This window comes from Cupriavidus neocaledonicus (assembly GCF_000372525.1).
GTDB classification, from domain to species: domain Bacteria; phylum Pseudomonadota; class Gammaproteobacteria; order Burkholderiales; family Burkholderiaceae; genus Cupriavidus; species Cupriavidus neocaledonicus.
In genome coordinates, this window is sequence record NZ_AQUR01000096.1 from 1 (window position 1) to 16,028 (window position 16,028).

Sequence of the window (16,028 nt, forward strand, 5' to 3'; positions counted from 1 at the left end):
GGAAGGTGGGCGACGGTGGGCGCATCTGCTTCCGGGGAAAGACGTTCCGGGTCGGAAGAGCCCTGATCGGAACGCCCGTAGCGCTGCGCCCTCGCGTGGATCTGGACGGCACCTTTGACGTCTACTTCTGCCATCAAAAGGTGGCCACGATAGACCTACAGCAAGCCTATTAAACTGGAGACTGGACTGTTACCCATGTCCTGGCACATGTGTTACCCATGTCCCCGGTCCATACAATAAATGGGAGAGGGGAGAACCAAGGAGGGATCGAGGCAGCTCACCGAATCACCTGCCCCTTCGAATTGATGATCGTCATCTCCACGAACTTCGAGCCGACATGGTTCTCCGGCGTGAAGTTGACGATAAATCCGCCCAGGTCGTAGTTGCGCATGGATTCCAGCGCGCTCACCAGCTTCTCGCGCGTCAGGTCCTTGCCCGCGCGGCGCAGGCCCTCGGTGAAGGTCTTGGCGGCGATGAAGCCCTCGATGCTGGCGTAGTCGAATTCGCTGGGCTTGCCGGCGGCCTGCAGCAGCCGCAGGTATTCGCGCACGACCGGCAGCGTGGCGTTGCCCGGGTGCGGCATTACCTGCGAGATGATCACGCCGCTGCCCTGCGCGCCGACCTCGTTGGCCAGCGCCTGCGTGCCGACGAAGGACACGTTGTAGAACTGACCGTTGTAGCCGCGGCGCAGCGCTTCCTTGACGAAGGCGCCGGCGGTGCGGTAGGCGCTGATCATGACCACCGCGTCCGGCTTTGCCTTCATCGAACCCTGCATGGCGTCGCCGATCTCGGTGGTGTTGCGCACCACGGGCTCGCGCGCGACGATCTGCACGCCGCTGTCGGGCGCGGCCTTGAGCGCGCGCTCGAGCCCGTCCAGGCCAGCCTTGCCGTAGGCATCCTCGTTGTAGACCACCGCCACGCGCTTGAGCCCGGTGGTCTGGATCTGGCGCAGGATGGCCGCGGTTTCCTCGTTGTAGCCGGCGCGCACATGGAACACATAGCGGCTGCGCGGCTCGCGCAGCGACTGCGCGCCCGTGTACGGACCGAAGAACGGCACCTTGGCCTGGATTGCCAGCGGCAGCGCGGCCTGGCTGGTGGGCGTGCCGACATAGCCGAACAGGGCGAAGACGCGGTCCTCTTCGATCAGCTTCTTCGTGTTCTTTGCCGCCGGTTCGGGTTCGTAATAGTCGTCCAGCGCCTCGAGCCGGATCTTGCGCCCATGGATGCCGCCCTGCTGGTTGATGTGGTCGAAATAAAGCCGCGCGCCCGAGTTCATCTGCTTGCCGAGTACGGCGGTCGGGCCCGTCAGCGCGGCGGACTGGCCCAGCAGGATGGTGTCGGCGGTGACGCCGTGCTCGGATGTGGCGGCAGTGGCCGCGGTGTTCGCCGCCAGCGCGGCGCAGGACGCGCCGCCCGTGCCGATGGCGCACGCCACCAGCAGGCCGGCAAGCCGGCCATTGACCCCGGATCGGAAAGACATAAACCCCCCGCGAATGATGGTTCGGTTACCCGTTCGCCGCGTTGGCCGGTCTGCGCCGGCGAGCTGCTGGATCGTGCGGCATGGTGCGCGTCCCGGTCTGTGCCGCGAGCGCGCCGGCACATCATAATCGAATACAATCGGGACGAGATACTCCCCGCCGTCGCCCCGCACGCCCGGGGGGAATGCGCCGCCGGCCGGCGCGACGCAGGCGCTGCCATCCGCGGCCTGCGCCGGCATCTTCCGTTCCGTACGACCGAACGAAAACAACACAGCCCCGCCCGGAGACCCCATGGCTTCCCGCATCGTCCGCGCCGCCTGCCCGCATGACTGCCCCGATACTTGTGCCTTGCTCGTCACCGTCGAGGACGGCCGCGCCGTCAAGGTAGCGGGCGATCCCGACCATCCCGGCACGCAGGGCGTGCTTTGCACCAAGGTGTCGCGCTACACCGAGCGCACCTATCACCCGGACCGCCTGCTCACGCCGATGAAGCGCATCGGCAGGAAGGGCGAGGGCAAGTTCGCGCCGATCTCGTGGGATGAGGCGCTCGATACCATCGCCACGCGCCTGCAGGCGATCGCCGCGCGCGATCCGCAGGCCATCGTGCCGTACAGCTATGCCGGCACCATGGGACTGGTGCAGGGCGAGAGCATGGCGGCGCGCTTCTTCAACAGGCTGGGTGCGTCGCGGCTGGACCGCACCATCTGCGCCAGTGCCGGCGCCACCGCGCTGCGCTACACCTACGGCGCCAGCGTGGGCATGGACATGGAGCACGTGGTCGATGCCAGGCTGGTGATCATCTGGGGCGGCAACCCGATTGCGTCCAACCTGCACTTCTGGACCCGCGCGCAGGAGGCCAAGCGGCGCGGCGCCACGCTGGTGGCGATCGACCCGTACCGCTCGCTCAGCGCCGAGAAGTGCCACCGCCATATCGCGCCGATGCCGGGCACCGACGGCGCGCTGGCGCTGGCGATGATGCACGTGCTGATCCGCGACGGCCTGCTCGACCACGACTACATCGAACGCCACACGGTGGGCTTCGGGGCGCTGCGCGAGCGCGCGCAGGCCTATCCGCCGGCGCGTGCCGCCGAGATCTGCGGCATCCCGGTCGAGGACATCGAATGGCTGGCCGGGCTCTACGGCCAGCTGGCGGTGCGCGAGCGCCAGCCGGTGGCAATCCGGCTGAACTACGGCATGCAGCGCGTGCACGGCGGCGGTCAGGCGGTGCGCGCGGTGGCGTGCCTGCCGTCGCTGGTGGGCGCGTGGCGCCATGCGGCGGGTGGGCTGCAGCTGTCGACCTCGGGTTTCTTCCCGGTCAACGAGGCCGCGCTGCAGCGTCCGGACCTGCTGCCGGGATGGCCGCAACAACTGCCGCGCCTGGTCAACATGAGCACCATCGGCGATGCCTTGCTGGCCGAGGGTGCGCCCGGCGCGCCGCGCATCGAGGCGGTGGTGGTCTACAACAGCAACCCGGTGGCGGTGGCGCCGGAGTCCGGCAAGGTCGCCGCGGGCTTCGCGCGCGAGGACCTGTTCACGGTAGTGCTGGAGCACTTCCGTACCGACACCGCCGACTACGCCGACATCATCCTGCCCGCGACCACGCAGCTCGAGCACACCGACGTGCACAAGGCCTACGGCCATACCTATTTCCTGGCCAACAACGCCGCCATCGCGCCGCTGGGCGAGGCCCTGCCCAATACCGAGATCTTCCGCCGGCTGGCGCGGCGCATGGGCTTTACCGAGGCCTGTTTTGCCGACAGCGACGAGGCCATCGCCGCGCAGGCGATCCTGCCGGACGATGCGCGCGCGGCCGGCATCAGCTGGGATTCGCTGAAAGCGCAGGGCTGGCAGAAGCTGGCGCTGCCGGCGGCGCCGTTCGCCGAGGGCGGTTTCCCCACGCCATCGGGCAAGTGCCAGTTCTATTCGGAGCCGATGGCGCGCGACGGCTTCGATCCGCTGCCCGACTACGTGCCGCAGTACGAAGCGCCGCAGACCGCGCCGGAACTGGCGGCGCGCTATCCGCTGGCGATGATCTCGCCGCCGGCACGCAATTTCCTCAACAGCTCGTTCGTCAACGTCGACAGCCTGCGCGCCACCGAGGGCGAGCCGCACCTGGACATCCATCCGGCCGACGCCGCCGAGCGCGGCATCGTGCACGGCGCGCTGGTGCGGGCCTTCAACGATCGCGGCAGCATGGTGGCACGCGCGCGCGTGACCGATCGCGCCCGGCGCGGGCTCGTGGTGGGGCTGTCGATCTGGTGGAAGAAGCTCGCATCCGACGGCAAGAATGCCAATGAGCTGACCAGCCAGCGCCTGACCGACCTGGGTCGCGCGCCGGTGTTCTACGACTGCCTGGTGCAGGTCGAAGCCTGCGCGCAAGGGGCAGTCCAGGCGGCATGACGCGGCCGCGCGGCCGCCGCGGATGGGCGGCACTCGTCGGGGCGGCGGCGCTGTCGGCCCTGGTGCTGCTGACGGCGGGGTGCGAAGCGGTCGGCTACTATGCGCAGTCGATCGGCGGCCACCTCGGCGTGATGGCCCAGGCGCAGCCCCTGACCGACGCCATCGCCAGCGCGCGCGACGCCAACGATGCGCGCCTGGCGCAGCGGCTGGCGCTGGCCGGCCGCATGCGCGACTTTGCCTCGCGCGAGCTGAAGCTGCCCGACAACGGCAGCTACCGCCGCTACGCCAACCTGCACCGGCCCTATGTGGTGTGGAGCGTGTTTGCCACGCCGGAGCTGTCGATGGAACTGCGCAAGTGGTGTTTCCCCATCGTCGGCTGCATCAGCTACCGCGGCTACTACGCCCAGTCCGACGCCGAGCAGTACGCGCAAGGCCTGCGCCGCGACGGGCTCGAGACCTATGTGGCGGGCGTCCCCGCCTATTCGACGCTCGGCTATTTCGATGACCCGCTGCTCAATACCTTCGTCTACCTGCCCGAGGGCGAGCTGGCGCGGCTGATTTTCCATGAGTTGGCGCACCAGGTGGTGTACGTGCGCAACGACACCGCCTTCAACGAGTCCTTTGCCACCGCGGTGGAAGCGGCCGGCGTGGAGCGCTGGCTGGACCAGGATGCGTCGGAGGATGCGCGCACCAGCTATCGCCAGTACGATGCCCGGCGCCAGCAGTTCCGCGCCTTGCTGCTGGGCACGCGCGACCGGCTGGTGGCGCTGTACCAGACCCCGCTCGACGACGCCGCCAAGCGCGAGGGCAAGGCCAGGATCTTCGCCGACCTGCGCGCCGGCTATGCGCGGCTGCGCGCAGAGTGGGGCGGCTACAGCGGCTATGACCGCTGGTTCGAGCAGCCGCTGACCAATGCCCACCTGGCGGCGGTGGCGACGTACCAGCAATGGGTGCCGGCCTTCACCGCGCTGCTGGTGCGCTGCGACGGCGACTGGCAGCGCTTCTACGACGAGGCGCGCCGCATCGGCGCGCTGCCCGCCCGCGAGCGCGAGGCGGCATTGCGCCGGCTGGCGCCGCCGGCCACCCGCACCGAGACGCTGGCCGCGGGCGGCCAGGCAGCGGCCAACTAGGCCGCACCCTGGTTTCCGGCGGGCCCAAGGTGCCGCGCCGGTGCGCCCATGCGAGAATGCCGTCATGTCGATTGCTCCCAGTTCCGAACCGCTGGCGCCGCCTTCGGGCGCGCCGACGGAGCCCCAGCCGGCCCGCCCGCATATCGCCGAGCGCAAGGAGGCGCGCCGCCGGCAGATCCTTGATACCGCCGCCCAGCTTTTCTACAGCAAGGGCTACCCCGGCATGACCATGAACGACCTGTGCCGCGCGCTGGGCGTGACCAAGCCGGCGGTCTACTACTACTTCACCGACAAATACGAGATCTTCGACATCCTGTGCCGCGAGTCGGCCCAGACCTGCCTGCCCGTGATCCGCGAGACCGCCGACCCGGGGCAACCCGTCGCGCAGCGCCTGCACGCCTGCCTGCTCGAGATGGCGCGGCGCTGCATCGCTTGCCACGTGCCGGCCACGCTGAGCTTTCGCGACCGTCAGTACCTGCGCCCGGATACCGTGGCGTGGCTCGACAGCATGGCGCGCGAGTTCTATCGCGACCTCTATGCACTGCTGGAGGAAGGCAAGCGCGCGGGCGTGTTCGCCTTTGGCGACGCGCGCGTGACCGCGCATGCGATCGGCAGCGTGGTCGGGTTCCTGTACACCTGGCACCAACCCGGGCGCACCGAGCCCGAGATCCTGGCGCAGGAACTCGCGGCCAGCATGATGAAGCTGGTGCTGCCCAGCGACGGGTAAGCCCGGCGCGGGCACCTAGGGGTTATCCCGCTGCCCATGTCCGATCGGTGGCGCATAATGCTCGCCAGGGGCGGCCAGGATTGGCGAACGATCCTGAGGACTTCGTCTAAGTTGTTGTTTTAACCGGGACGCACGTTTAGCATCTCGGAAAAATCGAACGACCATTCAGAAATTCAGGAGACGGTGCTATGGAAAGAATTTGGCTGAAACACTACCCGGCCGGCGTGCCAGCCGAGATCGATGCCAGCCAGTTCCGCTCGCTCGCTGCGCTGCTCGAGGCGTCTTTCCACACCTATGCCGACCGCAAGGCCTTCATCTGCATGGACAAGGCCATTACCTATGGTGAGCTGGACCGGCTCTCGTCCCACTTTGCCGCATGGCTGCAGTCGCGCGGGCTGCGTCCCGGCGCGCGCGTGGCGATCATGATGCCCAACGTGCTGCAATACCCGGTGGTGCTGGCCGCGGTGCTGCGCGCCGGTTTCGTGGTGGTCAACGTCAACCCGCTCTACACCCCGCGCGAGCTCGAGCACCAGCTCAAGGACAGCGGCGCCGAGGCCATCGTGATCCTGGAGAACTTTGCCGCGACGCTGCAGCAGGTGCTGCCCCGGACCCCGGTCAAGCACGTGGTGGTGGCCAGCATGGGCGACATGCTGGGCGGGCTTAAGGGCGCGATCGTCAATTTCGTCGTGCGCAACGTCAAGAAGATGGTGCCGGCGTGGGAGCTGCCCCACTGCGTGCGCTTCAACAGCGTGCTGGCCGAAGGCCGCAAGCTGGCGCTGCAGCCGGCCACCACCGGGCCCGACGACATCGCCTTCCTGCAGTACACCGGCGGCACCACGGGGGTATCGAAGGGCGCTGTGCTGCTGCACCGTAATGTGGTCGCCAACGTGCTGCAGTCCGAGGCGTGGATGCAGCCGGCGCTGAACAAGGGCGCCCATATCGACCAGCCCATCACCATCACGGCGCTGCCGCTGTACCACATCTTCGCGCTGACGGTTTGCTGCCTGCTGGGCATGCGCAGCGGCGGCACCAGCGTGCTGATCCCGAATCCGCGCGACATCCCGGGCTTCATCAAGGAACTGCAGAAGTACAAGTTCAACATGTTCCCGGCGGTCAACACGCTGTACAACGCGCTGCTCAACAACCCCGACATCAGCAAGGTCGACTTCTCCGGCCTGCGCGTGGCCAACGGCGGCGGCATGGCGGTGCAGGAGGCGGTGGCCAAGCAATGGCTGGCCAAGACCGGCTGCCCCATCATCGAGGGCTACGGCCTGTCGGAAACCTCGCCCTCGGCCACCTGCAACCCGACTGACACCGATGCGTTCTCGGGCACCATCGGCATGCCGCTGCCGTCGACCGAAGTCGTGATCCGCGACGACGACGGCAACGACGTGCCGCTGGGCCAGCCCGGCGAAATCTGCATCCGCGGCCCGCAGGTGATGGCCGGTTACTGGAACCGCCCGGACGAGACCGCCAAGGTCATGACCCCGGACGGCTTCTTCAAGACCGGCGATATCGGCGTGATGGACGAGCGCGGCTATACCAAAATCGTCGACCGCAAGAAGGACATGATCCTGGTGTCCGGCTTCAATGTGTATCCGAACGAAGTCGAAGGCGTGGTGGCGGAATGCCCGGGCGTGCTCGAAGTGGCGGCGGTCGGCGTGCCGGACACGCACTCGGGCGAGGTGGTCAAGCTGTTCGTGGTGAAGAAGGACCCGGGGCTGACCGAGGCCGACGTGATCGAGTTCTGCAAGGAGCGCCTGACCGGCTACAAGCGGCCCAAGTACGTCGAGTTCCGCACCGAGCTGCCCAAGACCAACGTCGGCAAGATCCTGCGCCGCGAACTGCGCGACAGCCGCGCGGCCGCCTGAACCTGCAGGCCTGCCACGGCAAATGACAACGGCCTCCGCGGAGGCCGTTGTGCATTCAGGCGGGGCCGCTCTGGCTCAGCACTCGTTCGACGGCGCCAGCTGAGCTTCCTGGCCGCCGTCCGGGTAGATCACGCGCACGCAGGCGCCGGGCTCCAGCCCCGGCACCGCCGGTGCGTTGGCCAACACCGTGGCGCCGTCCAGGGTGCGCACCTTGTACTGGAACAGGTCCACCTGCTGCACCGGCGCCGGCTTGTTGAACAGCCGGCTCAGGTCGAAGGCAAAGCCCACGCCCACGCCGCCACCGTGGCCGCCGCTGGCCGCACCCACGCCGACGCTGGTGCCGCCGCCGTAGTAGGAAGGCACCTGGGCCACGTCCAGGCGGGTCAGGAACACTCTTTCGGTGACCCGGCCGAGCTTGATGGTGGCATTCACCGGTGTGACCTGCGGTGGCTGTGGCGTGCTGCTGCAAGCTGCCAGCATCAGCACACCGCACAGGGTAAGGAAGGCAAGCGGTTTCATGGCGAGATCAGGCCGGACTTGAGCCGGCCAAGCAGTCGGAACAGGGCGCGCCGGTCGGTCTCGGCCAGGCCCGAGAACAGTTGCCCGATCCAGTCCTCGTGCGCGCGCGCCATGCGCGAGAACGCGGTGCGCCCGGCCGGCGTCAGGCGGATCAGGTAGGCGCGCCGGTCGGTGGGCAGGGCCTCGCGCGAGACCAGCCCTTCCTGCTGCAGCTGGTCGGTGATGCCCGTGACGTTGCCGCCGGTCACCATCATGCGGCGCGACAGCTCGCCCATCTTGAGCCCTTCCGGATGGCGGTCGAGCTGCGCCATCAGGTCGAAGCGAGGCAGGGTGCAGGCGAAGTCCTGGCGCAGCCGCGAGCGGATATCGGCTTCGATCAGGTTGGTGCAGGTCAGCAGCCGCAGCCACAGCCGCAGGGCCTCGTGCTCGGTGTGGTCGGCGCGGGTTTCGAGATCGACCGGCGCGCTCTCGGCGCCGGCCGCAGGAGACAGGTTTGGCATCTTCGGTGCGGCCTGGAATGGCAGGTGTGCGGCAAGCGCCGCCAGGGGCCGCCCACGCTGCGGGCGGCCGACATTTCATGCCTCAAGTATATGCGCGATGCGCGCCGCGGCCTTGCCGGCGATCCATGCAGCGTCGACCCGGCGTCAATCTACCTTGGCGCCTGAATCCTTGACCACCTTGGCCCATTTCGTGGTTTCGGCGCGGATGAAGGCGGCGAACTGCTCGGGCGTGTTGCCGACCGGCTCGGCGCCCTGCGCCTGCAGCCGTTCGCGCACCGCCGGGGCGCCCAGCGCCTTGGCCACTTCCTGCTGGATGCGCTGGATCACCTCCGGCGGCGTGCCCGCCGGCGCCAGCATGCCGAACCAGGAACTGGCCTCGTACTGCGGCAGGCCGGCCGCCTGGGCGATGGTGGGCACGCCCGGCAGCGCCGGCGACGGCCTGGCGCTGGTGACGGCCAGCGCCTTGAGCTTGCCGCTCTTGATCAGCGCCATCGACGAGGGCAGGTTGTCGAACATCACCTGCATGGTGCCGCCCGCCAGGTCGGTCAGCGCAGGCCCGCTGCCCTTGTACGGGAAGTGCACCATGAAGGTCCGGGTTTGCGTCTTGAACAACTCGCCGGCCAGGTGGATCGAGGTGCCGTTGCCGCTCGAGGCCATGTTGATCTTGCCGGGATTGGCGCGCGCATAGGCGATCAGGTCCTTGACGCTGTCGATCTTGTTCTGCTGCGCAAACGCCGGATTGAGCACCAGCACATTGGGCACCGCCGCCACCTCGGTGATCGGCGCGAAGTCCCTGATCGGGTCGAACGGCAGCTTGCCGTACAGCGACTGGTTGATGCCATGGGTGCCGACCGTGCCCATCAGCAGCGTGTAGCCGTCGGGAGCGGCCTTGGCGACGATGTCGGCGCCGATATTGCCGCCGGCGCCCGGCTTGTTGTCGACCACCACGTTCCAGCCGGGCAGCTTGGCCAGCTCGGCCGCGACCGCGCGCGCCAGGATGTCGGTGGTGCCGCCGGCGGCGAAGGGCACCACCAGCCGGATCGGCTTGGCCGGATACGGGTCGGCGGCCAGCGCCGCCTGGCTGGCGAGCGCGCCGAGGCTGGCGGACAGCAGCAGCGCAACGACGCGCCGGCGAGTGGGTTGCATGCTTGGTCTCCTGTTGTGGCCCGCTGGATAGCCCACGGTGCGTATGGTCAGTGCATTCTAGTCCCCACCCGTGGCGGCGCCGATGAGGTGATGCCCTATGGCGCGCGGCGCCGGCAATGAAAAAAGGCACCCGAAGGTGCCTTGCAGGATCGGCCCGGGAAGGCGGATCAGAACTTGTGGCGCACGCCGACGGCGACGGCGACCATGTTGTCCTTGCCGGTGCCCAGGAAGTAGCCGTTGGCGAAGCTGATGGCCGAGGTGTCGAAGTTGACGCCGGCATTCTTCGCGTAGGCGGTGGTCAGGTAGACGTCGGTGCGCTTGGACAGGTTGTAGTCCGCGACAAACGAGATCTGCCAGGGGTTCTTGATGTTGTTGGTGGTGCCGGTGGCGGCCAGGTTCAGGTTCTTGACGTCGTCGTAGAAGTAGGCGAGCGTCAGGCCCAGCGCCGGGGTGACCTGGTAGTTGGCACCGACCCAGTAGTAGTTGTCCTTCAGGATGGTGTTGTCGTTGGGGGCCTTGTTCATGCCCCAGCGGTAGCCGGCCATCAGCTTGGCCGGGCCGAAGGCGTAGCTGGCGGCGACGGCCGCCTTCTTGAAGTCGCCGGTGCCGCCGGCGGCGTTCAGGGTCGGGTTGTACTGGTCGTACGCCGCCGAAATGCCGAACGGACCCGCCGCCCAGGACAGGCCGCCACCGTAGCCGGTGTCGCGGCGGAACTGGCCCGGGACCTCGCCGGCGCCGGCCACGCCGTTGCCGAACGACCAGTGGGCGATCGCCGTCACCGGGCCGAACTTGCCGGTGTACTTGGCGGTATTGTCAGAGCGGAAGTTCAGGCCCAGCTGCGCCACCACCGGTTCATACTGCGTGGCGTAGCCGGTCGGCGAGAAGTTGGCCATCATGTCGAACAGCGTGGTGTACTGGCGACCGAAGGTGAAGCGGCCGACGCGATCGCTTTCCAGGCCGACGTAAGCCTGACGACCGAACAGTCGGCCGCCTTGCTGCGACCGGCCGTCATCGAGACCGAAACCGCTTTCGAGCACGAACAGCGCCTTCATGCCGCTGCCGAGGTCTTCCACGCCGCGCAGGCCCCAACGCGAACCGGACAGGCCGCCCGAGGTCAGCCGGAAGACGTTTTCAGCCGGCCCGACTGCCAGGCCGTTGGCGACCGACGGCGTGACGCTGGACATGTTGCTCACGTATTCGATGTTGGCATCGACCACACCGTACAGGGTCACGCTCGATTGGGCCTGCGCCGCCCCAGCAAATGCGCCAAGCGCTGCCAGCGCCAGAAGCGATTTCTTCATGCTCGTTGATCTCCACTGTAAGAATTATGGTGACGGCGCGGGAGAACCTCCTGATGGTCTCCATCCCCCGTGCGTCAAACTTCCTTGGAAGTTGCGAAGTACTGTAACAAACAACTTTTCGTTCACCATTGGGGCCCAACCCCTTGTCTTGTTTTAACAACTCAGGGTTTCTGAGTAGCCGGGCGTATCAACGCAAGGCGGGATGCGGGCTGGCGGCGATTAGAGGCAAGCTACAATACGGGTAATCCCGATGGCGCCCCGGCGTGCCGCGCCGCAGCCGCGCAACGCACCCTGGCAGGGGCTTGCCCGGGCACCGATTCCAACCGCCTCTGCGACATGGACACCCTGATCAAAGAATTCGACGTGGCCCTGCGCGCCATTGCCGGCGCCACGCGCTCGGCGCGCGCCAACCCGGCTGACCGGCTGGCGCCGGACACCGAACAGATGAGCGCCGAGGAGCGCCGCCACGTGGCCGGCCTGATGCGCATCAACCATGTCGGCGAGGTCTGCGCCCAGGCCCTGTACCAGGCGCAGAAGCTGACCGCGCGCAACGGCGCCGTGCGCGTCCAGATGGACGCCGCCGCGCGCGAAGAGGAAGACCACCTGGCCTGGTGCGCCGAGCGCCTGCGCGAGCTGGGCTCGCGTCCCAGCCTGCTCAACCCGCTCTGGTACGCCGGCGCCTTCGCCATAGGCTGGGTTGCCGGCCGCGCCGGCGATCGCGTCAGCCTCGGCTTTGTTGCCGAGACCGAGCGCCAGGTCGAGCATCACCTTGGCGGACACCTGGACCGCCTGCCCGAGTCCGACGGCCGCTCCCGCGCCATCCTCGAGCAGATGCGCGACGACGAGATCCGCCATGGCGACGCCGCGCGCGAGGCCGGCGGCATGCCCCTGCCCGCGCCGGTGCGGGCGCTGATGCGCGGCGCCTCGCGCGTGATGACCACCGCCGCCTACCGCATCTGAAATCCCCGCCCGCGATCGGGCGTCGCCCGGCCAGCCCTGAATTCAGCAGGGCTGGCGGGCAATTGTTGTATCCTCGGGGCGCGCGCCCGGGACAGGTCATTTCCGCGCGGTCGGTGGTTCCTCCGCAAGTGGTTCTCAGGTGGTTTCTCTGCTTTCCTCCCTAAGATCTTCATTTCATTAAGGATTCACTTTTCCGGTGCGTGAGGTGTGCGCGCTAAGTCATTGTTCTGATTAAAAAAATCTCGTTTGCTGCCCCGCCTCCAGCCTTGACCGCCCATATCGCTTCCTCTAAAGTGGGAAATAGTGTGAGGAAGTGTATTTTTGTGTGAAATTGGGCCCCGGCCATGGGATGATTCTCACCATCGTCGGAACGGAAGGATTCACGCGCAGGCCGGCCGGCGAACCATTCGCAGGGCCGGCGTGGACCGGGAGCGAGCTTGTTTCAGGGAGCATCGGCGCTGTCGCTGGATGCCAAGGGGCGGATGTCCATTCCGTCGCGGCATCGCGAGGCGCTGCAACAGCAGGCCGAGGGCCGGGTGACGCTGACCAAGCACCCGGATGGCTGCCTGCTGCTGTTTCCCCGGCCCGAGTGGGAAAACTTCCGCACGCGCATTGCAGCGCTGCCGATGGATGCGCACTGGTGGAAGCGCATCTTCCTGGGCAACGCCGCCGACGTGGAGATGGACGGCGCTGGCCGGGTGCTGATTGCACCAGAGCTGCGCAGTGCCGCCATGCTCGACAAGGAAGTCATGCTGCTCGGCATGGGCAGCCATTTCGAAGTGTGGGATGCCGCGACCTACGCCGCCAAGGAACAGCAGGCGATGGCGCAGGGCATGCCCGAAGCGTTGAAGAATTTCTCTTTCTGAAGAGGTCATGAGTCCTACCGGAACCCCGGCAACCCCCGCCTTGCAGCATCGCACCGTGCTGCTGGACGAGGCCGTCGACGCGCTGGTCTGGCGGCCCGACGGGGTTTATGTCGACGGCACCTTCGGCAGGGGAGGGCACAGCCGGGCGGTACTGGCCCGGCTGGGGCCAGACGGGGCCCTGGTTGCGTTCGACAAGGACCCAGCAGCAATCGCAGAAGCGGGCACCATCAAGGATGCCCGCTTCTCCATTGAGCACGCGAGCTTTGCGGCCATGGCCGAACGCCTGGCGGGGCGCGGCCATGTCGCCGGCGTGCTGCTCGACCTGGGGATCAGCTCGCCCCAGATCGATGAGGCGGCGAGGGGGTTTTCCTTTCGTTTCGAGGGCCCGCTGGACATGCGCATGGACACCACGCGCGGCATCACCGCCGCCCAGTGGCTGGCGCAGGCGGATGAGCAGGACATTGCCAGGGTGATACGAGACTATGGGGAAGAACGGTTTGCTGTACAGATTGCAAAGGCGATTGTTGCTCGCCGGAGCGAATCCGGCGATGGCGGACCCATCGCCACTACTGCCGACCTTGCCGCGCTCGTGGCGAAAGCCGTCAAAACACGCGAGAAGGGTCAGGACCCTGCGACCCGCACCTTTCAGGCTCTACGGATTCACGTCAATCAAGAGCTTGAGGACCTCGAAAGAGGGCTGAAGGCGGCTTATGACCTGCTGCAGGTAGGGGGACGCCTGGTGGTGATCAGCTTCCATTCGCTGGAGGACCGCATCGTCAAGCGGTTCATGGCGGCGCACGCCCGTCCCCAGCAGGATGCCGACCCGGCGCTGCGCCGCGCGCCGCTGCGCGCGGCCGACCTGCCGCAACCGACGCTGCGCCTGCTCGGCCGCTACAAGCCGGGCGCCGAAGAGGTGGCCGCCAACCCGCGCGCGCGCTCGGCGGTGATGCGCGTGGCCGAGAAGCTGGCGCCCGCCGTGCCAGCCGCCGGCGGAGGTGCGCGCGCATGAACCGCCTGACCTTCTTCCTGCTGGCCGCGCTGATCCTGTGCGCGCTGTCGCTGGTAAGCGCGCAGCACCAGGCGCGCACGCTGTTCGTCGCGCTCGAGCGCGCCCAGGCCGAAGAGCGGCAGCTCGACATCGACTGGTCGCGCCTGCAATACCAGCAGAGCGCGCTGGGCAAGAGCGCGCGCATCGCCGATGCGGCGCGCGCGCAGCTGAAGATGGCGCCGGTCAACCCCGGCAAGACCCAGTACCTGTCCGGCATCGTGCTGCCGCCGGCACCGTCCGCGCCGGCCAGCGCAGCGGAGGCGCGCTGATGAGCATGGCCCGCCCCAATCCACCCCGCCGTGACCGCAACGGCACCGCCTCGCGCCCGCGCAGCGGCCAGTTCGCCGCCAGCCCGGTGCTGGGCCTGCGCCTGCCGATGTGGCGCTCCAAGCTGGTGGTGTTCCTGATGTTCGCCGCGTTCGTCGCGCTGGCCGTGCGCGCCGCGTGGATCCAGGGGCCCGGCAACCAGTTCTACGAGGCCGAGGGCAAGAAGCGCTTCCAGCGCACGCTGGAGCTGCCGGCCACGCGCGGCAAGATCCTCGACCGCAACGGGCTGGTGCTGGCCACCAGCCTCCCGGTCAAGGCGATCTGGGCGGTGCCCGAGGACGTGCCCAACCAGGTCGAGGCCGGCAAGATCCGCCAGCTGGCGCGGCTGCTCGGCATGTCGGAGAAGGACCTGGGCAAGAAGCTGTCCGAGGACAAGGGCTTTGTCTACCTGAAGCGTCAGGTGCTGCCCGACGTCGCCGACAAGATCGCGGCGCTGAAGATCGAAGGCATCCACCAGACCCGCGAATACAAGCGCTTCTACCCGGAAGGGGAGGCGATGGCGCATATCGTCGGCTTCACCAACGTCGAGGACCGCGGCCAGGAAGGCGTCGAGCTGGCGCGCGAGAGCGGCCTGGCCGGCCGCGCCGGCGCGCGCCAGGTGATCAAGGACCGGCTCGGCCGCGTGGTCGAGGACATCGGCGTGCTGAAGACCCCGCGCGACGGCGAGGACATCCAGCTGTCGATCGACGCCAAGATCCAGTACCTGGCCTACAACGAGCTCAAGGCCGTGGTCGACAAGCACAAGGCCAAGGCCGCCAGCGCGGTGGTGCTCGATGCCCAGACCGGCGAGGTGCTGGCGCTGGCCAACTGGCCCACGTACAACCCCAACGACCGCACCCGGCTGTCGGGCGAGCAGCTGCGCAACCGCGTGCTGACCGACACCTTCGAGCCCGGCTCGATGATGAAGCCGATCACGGTGGGGCTGGCGCTGCAGCTCAAGCGCGTGTCGCCGTCGACGGTGATCGCCACCACCGGCAAGTACAACTTCGAAGGCGCCACCATCACCGATACCCACAACTACGGCGCGCTCACCGTCACCGGCGTGATCCAGAAGTCGTCCAACATCGGCACGACCAAGATCGCGATGATGATGAAGCCGCAGGAAATGTGGGACATGTACACCAGCATCGGCCTGGGACAGGCGCCCAAGATCGGCTTCCCCGGCGCGGTGGCGGGGCGCGTGCGCCCGTACAAGAGCTGGCGCCCGATCGAGCAGGCCACCATGTCGTACGGCTACGGCCTGTCGGTGTCGCTGTTCCAGATGGCGCATGCCTACACCATCTTCGCCCATGACGGCGAGCTGATCCCGGTGACGATGTTCCGCACCAACGGCCCCGTCACCGGCGAGCGCATCCTGTCGCCGCAGGTGGCGCGCGACGTCCGCGCGATGATGGAGACCGTGACCGCGCCCGGCGGCACCGCACCCGAGGCGCAGGTGATGGGCTATCGCGTCGGCGGCAAGACCGGCACCGCCTACAAGCACGAAGGGCGCGGCTACAACCGCAGCAAGTACCGCGCCTCGTTCATCGGCCTGGCGCCGATGTCGAACCCGCGCATCATCGTCGCTGTCAGCGTGGACGAGCCCACCGCCGGCAGCCACTACGGCGGCCTGGTGGCCGGCCCGGCGTTCGCGGCCATCACCGGCGGCACGCTGCGCGCACTGAACGTCCAGCCCGATTCGCCGATCCGCCAGCTGGTGGTCAGCGACAAGGTGCAGGAAAGCGAACCGTGGAGTTCGACCCAATGAGATCGACC

General features: G+C 67.9%; 14 protein-coding genes. 9 read left to right on the forward strand and 5 right to left on the reverse strand.

Annotated features, from left to right (window positions below):
* Positions 1-277: 277 nt before the first annotated feature.
* Positions 278-1,480, reverse strand: coding sequence for an ABC transporter substrate-binding protein (locus tag A3AG_RS0115100; RefSeq protein ID WP_018006216.1), 1,203 nt, complete (start codon positions 1,478-1,480; stop codon positions 278-280).
* 289 nt (positions 1,481-1,769) lie between these two features.
* On the opposite strand from A3AG_RS0115100, the gene A3AG_RS0115105 reads away from it, so the two are divergent.
* The 4 genes from A3AG_RS0115105 to A3AG_RS0115120 all read left to right on the forward strand — a co-directional run bounded on the left by A3AG_RS0115105 (position 1,770) and on the right by A3AG_RS0115120 (position 7,606).
* On the forward strand, positions 1,770-3,878 hold the full coding sequence (locus tag A3AG_RS0115105) for a molybdopterin-containing oxidoreductase family protein (RefSeq protein ID WP_018006217.1): 2,109 nt from the start codon (positions 1,770-1,772) through the stop codon (positions 3,876-3,878).
* Positions 3,875-5,008 carry an aminopeptidase gene (locus tag A3AG_RS0115110; RefSeq protein WP_018006218.1) on the forward strand — a complete coding sequence of 378 codons (1,134 nt, stop codon included), beginning with the start codon at positions 3,875-3,877 and terminating at the stop codon, positions 5,006-5,008. The genes A3AG_RS0115105 and A3AG_RS0115110 overlap by 4 nt, the downstream gene beginning before the upstream one ends.
* A 64-nt stretch (positions 5,009-5,072) precedes the next feature.
* Complete coding sequence (locus A3AG_RS0115115) at positions 5,073-5,735, forward strand: TetR/AcrR family transcriptional regulator (RefSeq protein ID WP_018006219.1); 663 nt, start codon at positions 5,073-5,075, stop codon at positions 5,733-5,735.
* A 188-nt stretch (positions 5,736-5,923) separates the two neighbouring features.
* Positions 5,924-7,606 (forward strand): long-chain fatty acid--CoA ligase, encoded by a 1,683-nt coding sequence (locus tag A3AG_RS0115120; RefSeq protein WP_018006220.1) that lies wholly within the window; start codon positions 5,924-5,926, stop codon positions 7,604-7,606.
* Between the two features lie 75 nt (positions 7,607-7,681).
* Here the strand turns inward: A3AG_RS0115120 and A3AG_RS0115125 are convergent, their stop codons facing one another.
* The 4 genes from A3AG_RS0115125 to A3AG_RS0115145 form a co-directional block, all read right to left on the reverse strand.
* Positions 7,682-8,125 carry a hypothetical protein gene (locus tag A3AG_RS0115125; protein ID WP_018006221.1) on the reverse strand — a complete coding sequence of 148 codons (444 nt, stop codon included), beginning with the start codon at positions 8,123-8,125 and terminating at the stop codon, positions 7,682-7,684.
* Positions 8,122-8,625 (reverse strand): MarR family winged helix-turn-helix transcriptional regulator, encoded by a 504-nt coding sequence (locus A3AG_RS0115130; RefSeq protein WP_018006222.1) that lies wholly within the window; start codon positions 8,623-8,625, stop codon positions 8,122-8,124. Before A3AG_RS0115130 ends, A3AG_RS0115125 begins: the two co-directional genes overlap by 4 nt.
* 144 nt (positions 8,626-8,769) lie before the next feature.
* A complete protein-coding gene (locus A3AG_RS0115140; protein WP_018006224.1) occupies positions 8,770-9,771 on the reverse strand; it encodes a tripartite tricarboxylate transporter substrate binding protein in 1,002 nt (333 codons plus the stop codon).
* A 167-nt stretch (positions 9,772-9,938) separates the two neighbouring features.
* The gene (locus tag A3AG_RS0115145) at positions 9,939-11,072 is read right to left on the reverse strand and encodes a porin (RefSeq protein WP_018006225.1); all 1,134 of its coding nucleotides are present in this window, start codon (positions 11,070-11,072) and stop codon (positions 9,939-9,941) included.
* Between the two features lie 336 nt (positions 11,073-11,408).
* Here A3AG_RS0115145 and coq7 point away from each other — a divergent pair, with 336 nt between their 5' ends.
* The 5 genes from coq7 (at position 11,409) to A3AG_RS0115170 (ending at position 16,020) form a co-directional block, all read left to right on the forward strand.
* Positions 11,409-12,032 (forward strand): 2-polyprenyl-3-methyl-6-methoxy-1,4-benzoquinone monooxygenase, encoded by a 624-nt coding sequence (gene coq7, locus A3AG_RS0115150; RefSeq protein ID WP_018006226.1) that lies wholly within the window; start codon positions 11,409-11,411, stop codon positions 12,030-12,032.
* Between the two features lie 437 nt (positions 12,033-12,469).
* A complete protein-coding gene (gene mraZ / locus A3AG_RS0115155) occupies positions 12,470-12,898 on the forward strand; it encodes a division/cell wall cluster transcriptional repressor MraZ (RefSeq protein ID WP_018006227.1) in 429 nt (142 codons plus the stop codon).
* Between the two features lie 7 nt (positions 12,899-12,905).
* Positions 12,906-13,907 (forward strand): 16S rRNA (cytosine(1402)-N(4))-methyltransferase RsmH, encoded by a 1,002-nt coding sequence (rsmH, locus tag A3AG_RS0115160; RefSeq protein ID WP_018006228.1) that lies wholly within the window; start codon positions 12,906-12,908, stop codon positions 13,905-13,907.
* Entirely contained in the window at positions 13,904-14,215 is a 312-nt protein-coding gene (gene ftsL / locus A3AG_RS0115165) for a cell division protein FtsL (RefSeq protein WP_018006229.1), read from the forward strand. Before rsmH ends, ftsL begins: the two co-directional genes overlap by 4 nt.
* Complete coding sequence (locus A3AG_RS0115170; protein WP_018006230.1) at positions 14,215-16,020, forward strand: peptidoglycan D,D-transpeptidase FtsI family protein; 1,806 nt, start codon at positions 14,215-14,217, stop codon at positions 16,018-16,020. Before ftsL ends, A3AG_RS0115170 begins: the two co-directional genes overlap by 1 nt.
* Positions 16,021-16,028: the final 8 nt, after the last annotated feature.

Excerpts from the sequence above, each read along its gene's own strand:
- A3AG_RS0115145 (WP_018006225.1), bottom strand. The coding sequence starts at position 11,072 with ATGAAGAAATCGCTTCTGGCGCTGGCAGCGCTTGGCGCATTTGCTGGG.
- A3AG_RS0115125 (WP_018006221.1), bottom strand. The coding sequence starts at position 8,125 with ATGAAACCGCTTGCCTTCCTTACCCTGTGCGGTGTGCTGATGCTGGCA.
- A3AG_RS0115140 (WP_018006224.1), bottom strand. The coding sequence starts at position 9,771 with ATGCAACCCACTCGCCGGCGCGTCGTTGCGCTGCTGCTGTCCGCCAGC.
- A3AG_RS0115105 (WP_018006217.1), top strand. The coding sequence starts at position 1,770 with ATGGCTTCCCGCATCGTCCGCGCCGCCTGCCCGCATGACTGCCCCGAT.
- ftsL (WP_018006229.1), top strand. The coding sequence starts at position 13,904 with ATGAACCGCCTGACCTTCTTCCTGCTGGCCGCGCTGATCCTGTGCGCG.
- A3AG_RS0115100 (WP_018006216.1), bottom strand. The coding sequence starts at position 1,480 with ATGTCTTTCCGATCCGGGGTCAATGGCCGGCTTGCCGGCCTGCTGGTG.
- A3AG_RS0115130 (WP_018006222.1), bottom strand. The coding sequence starts at position 8,625 with ATGCCAAACCTGTCTCCTGCGGCCGGCGCCGAGAGCGCGCCGGTCGAT.
- A3AG_RS0115110 (WP_018006218.1), top strand. The coding sequence starts at position 3,875 with ATGACGCGGCCGCGCGGCCGCCGCGGATGGGCGGCACTCGTCGGGGCG.
- A3AG_RS0115120 (WP_018006220.1), top strand. The coding sequence starts at position 5,924 with ATGGAAAGAATTTGGCTGAAACACTACCCGGCCGGCGTGCCAGCCGAG.
- A3AG_RS0115170 (WP_018006230.1), top strand. The coding sequence starts at position 14,215 with ATGAGCATGGCCCGCCCCAATCCACCCCGCCGTGACCGCAACGGCACC.
- A3AG_RS0115115 (WP_018006219.1), top strand. The coding sequence starts at position 5,073 with ATGTCGATTGCTCCCAGTTCCGAACCGCTGGCGCCGCCTTCGGGCGCG.
- coq7 (WP_018006226.1), top strand. The coding sequence starts at position 11,409 with ATGGACACCCTGATCAAAGAATTCGACGTGGCCCTGCGCGCCATTGCC.
- rsmH (WP_018006228.1), top strand. The coding sequence starts at position 12,906 with ATGAGTCCTACCGGAACCCCGGCAACCCCCGCCTTGCAGCATCGCACC.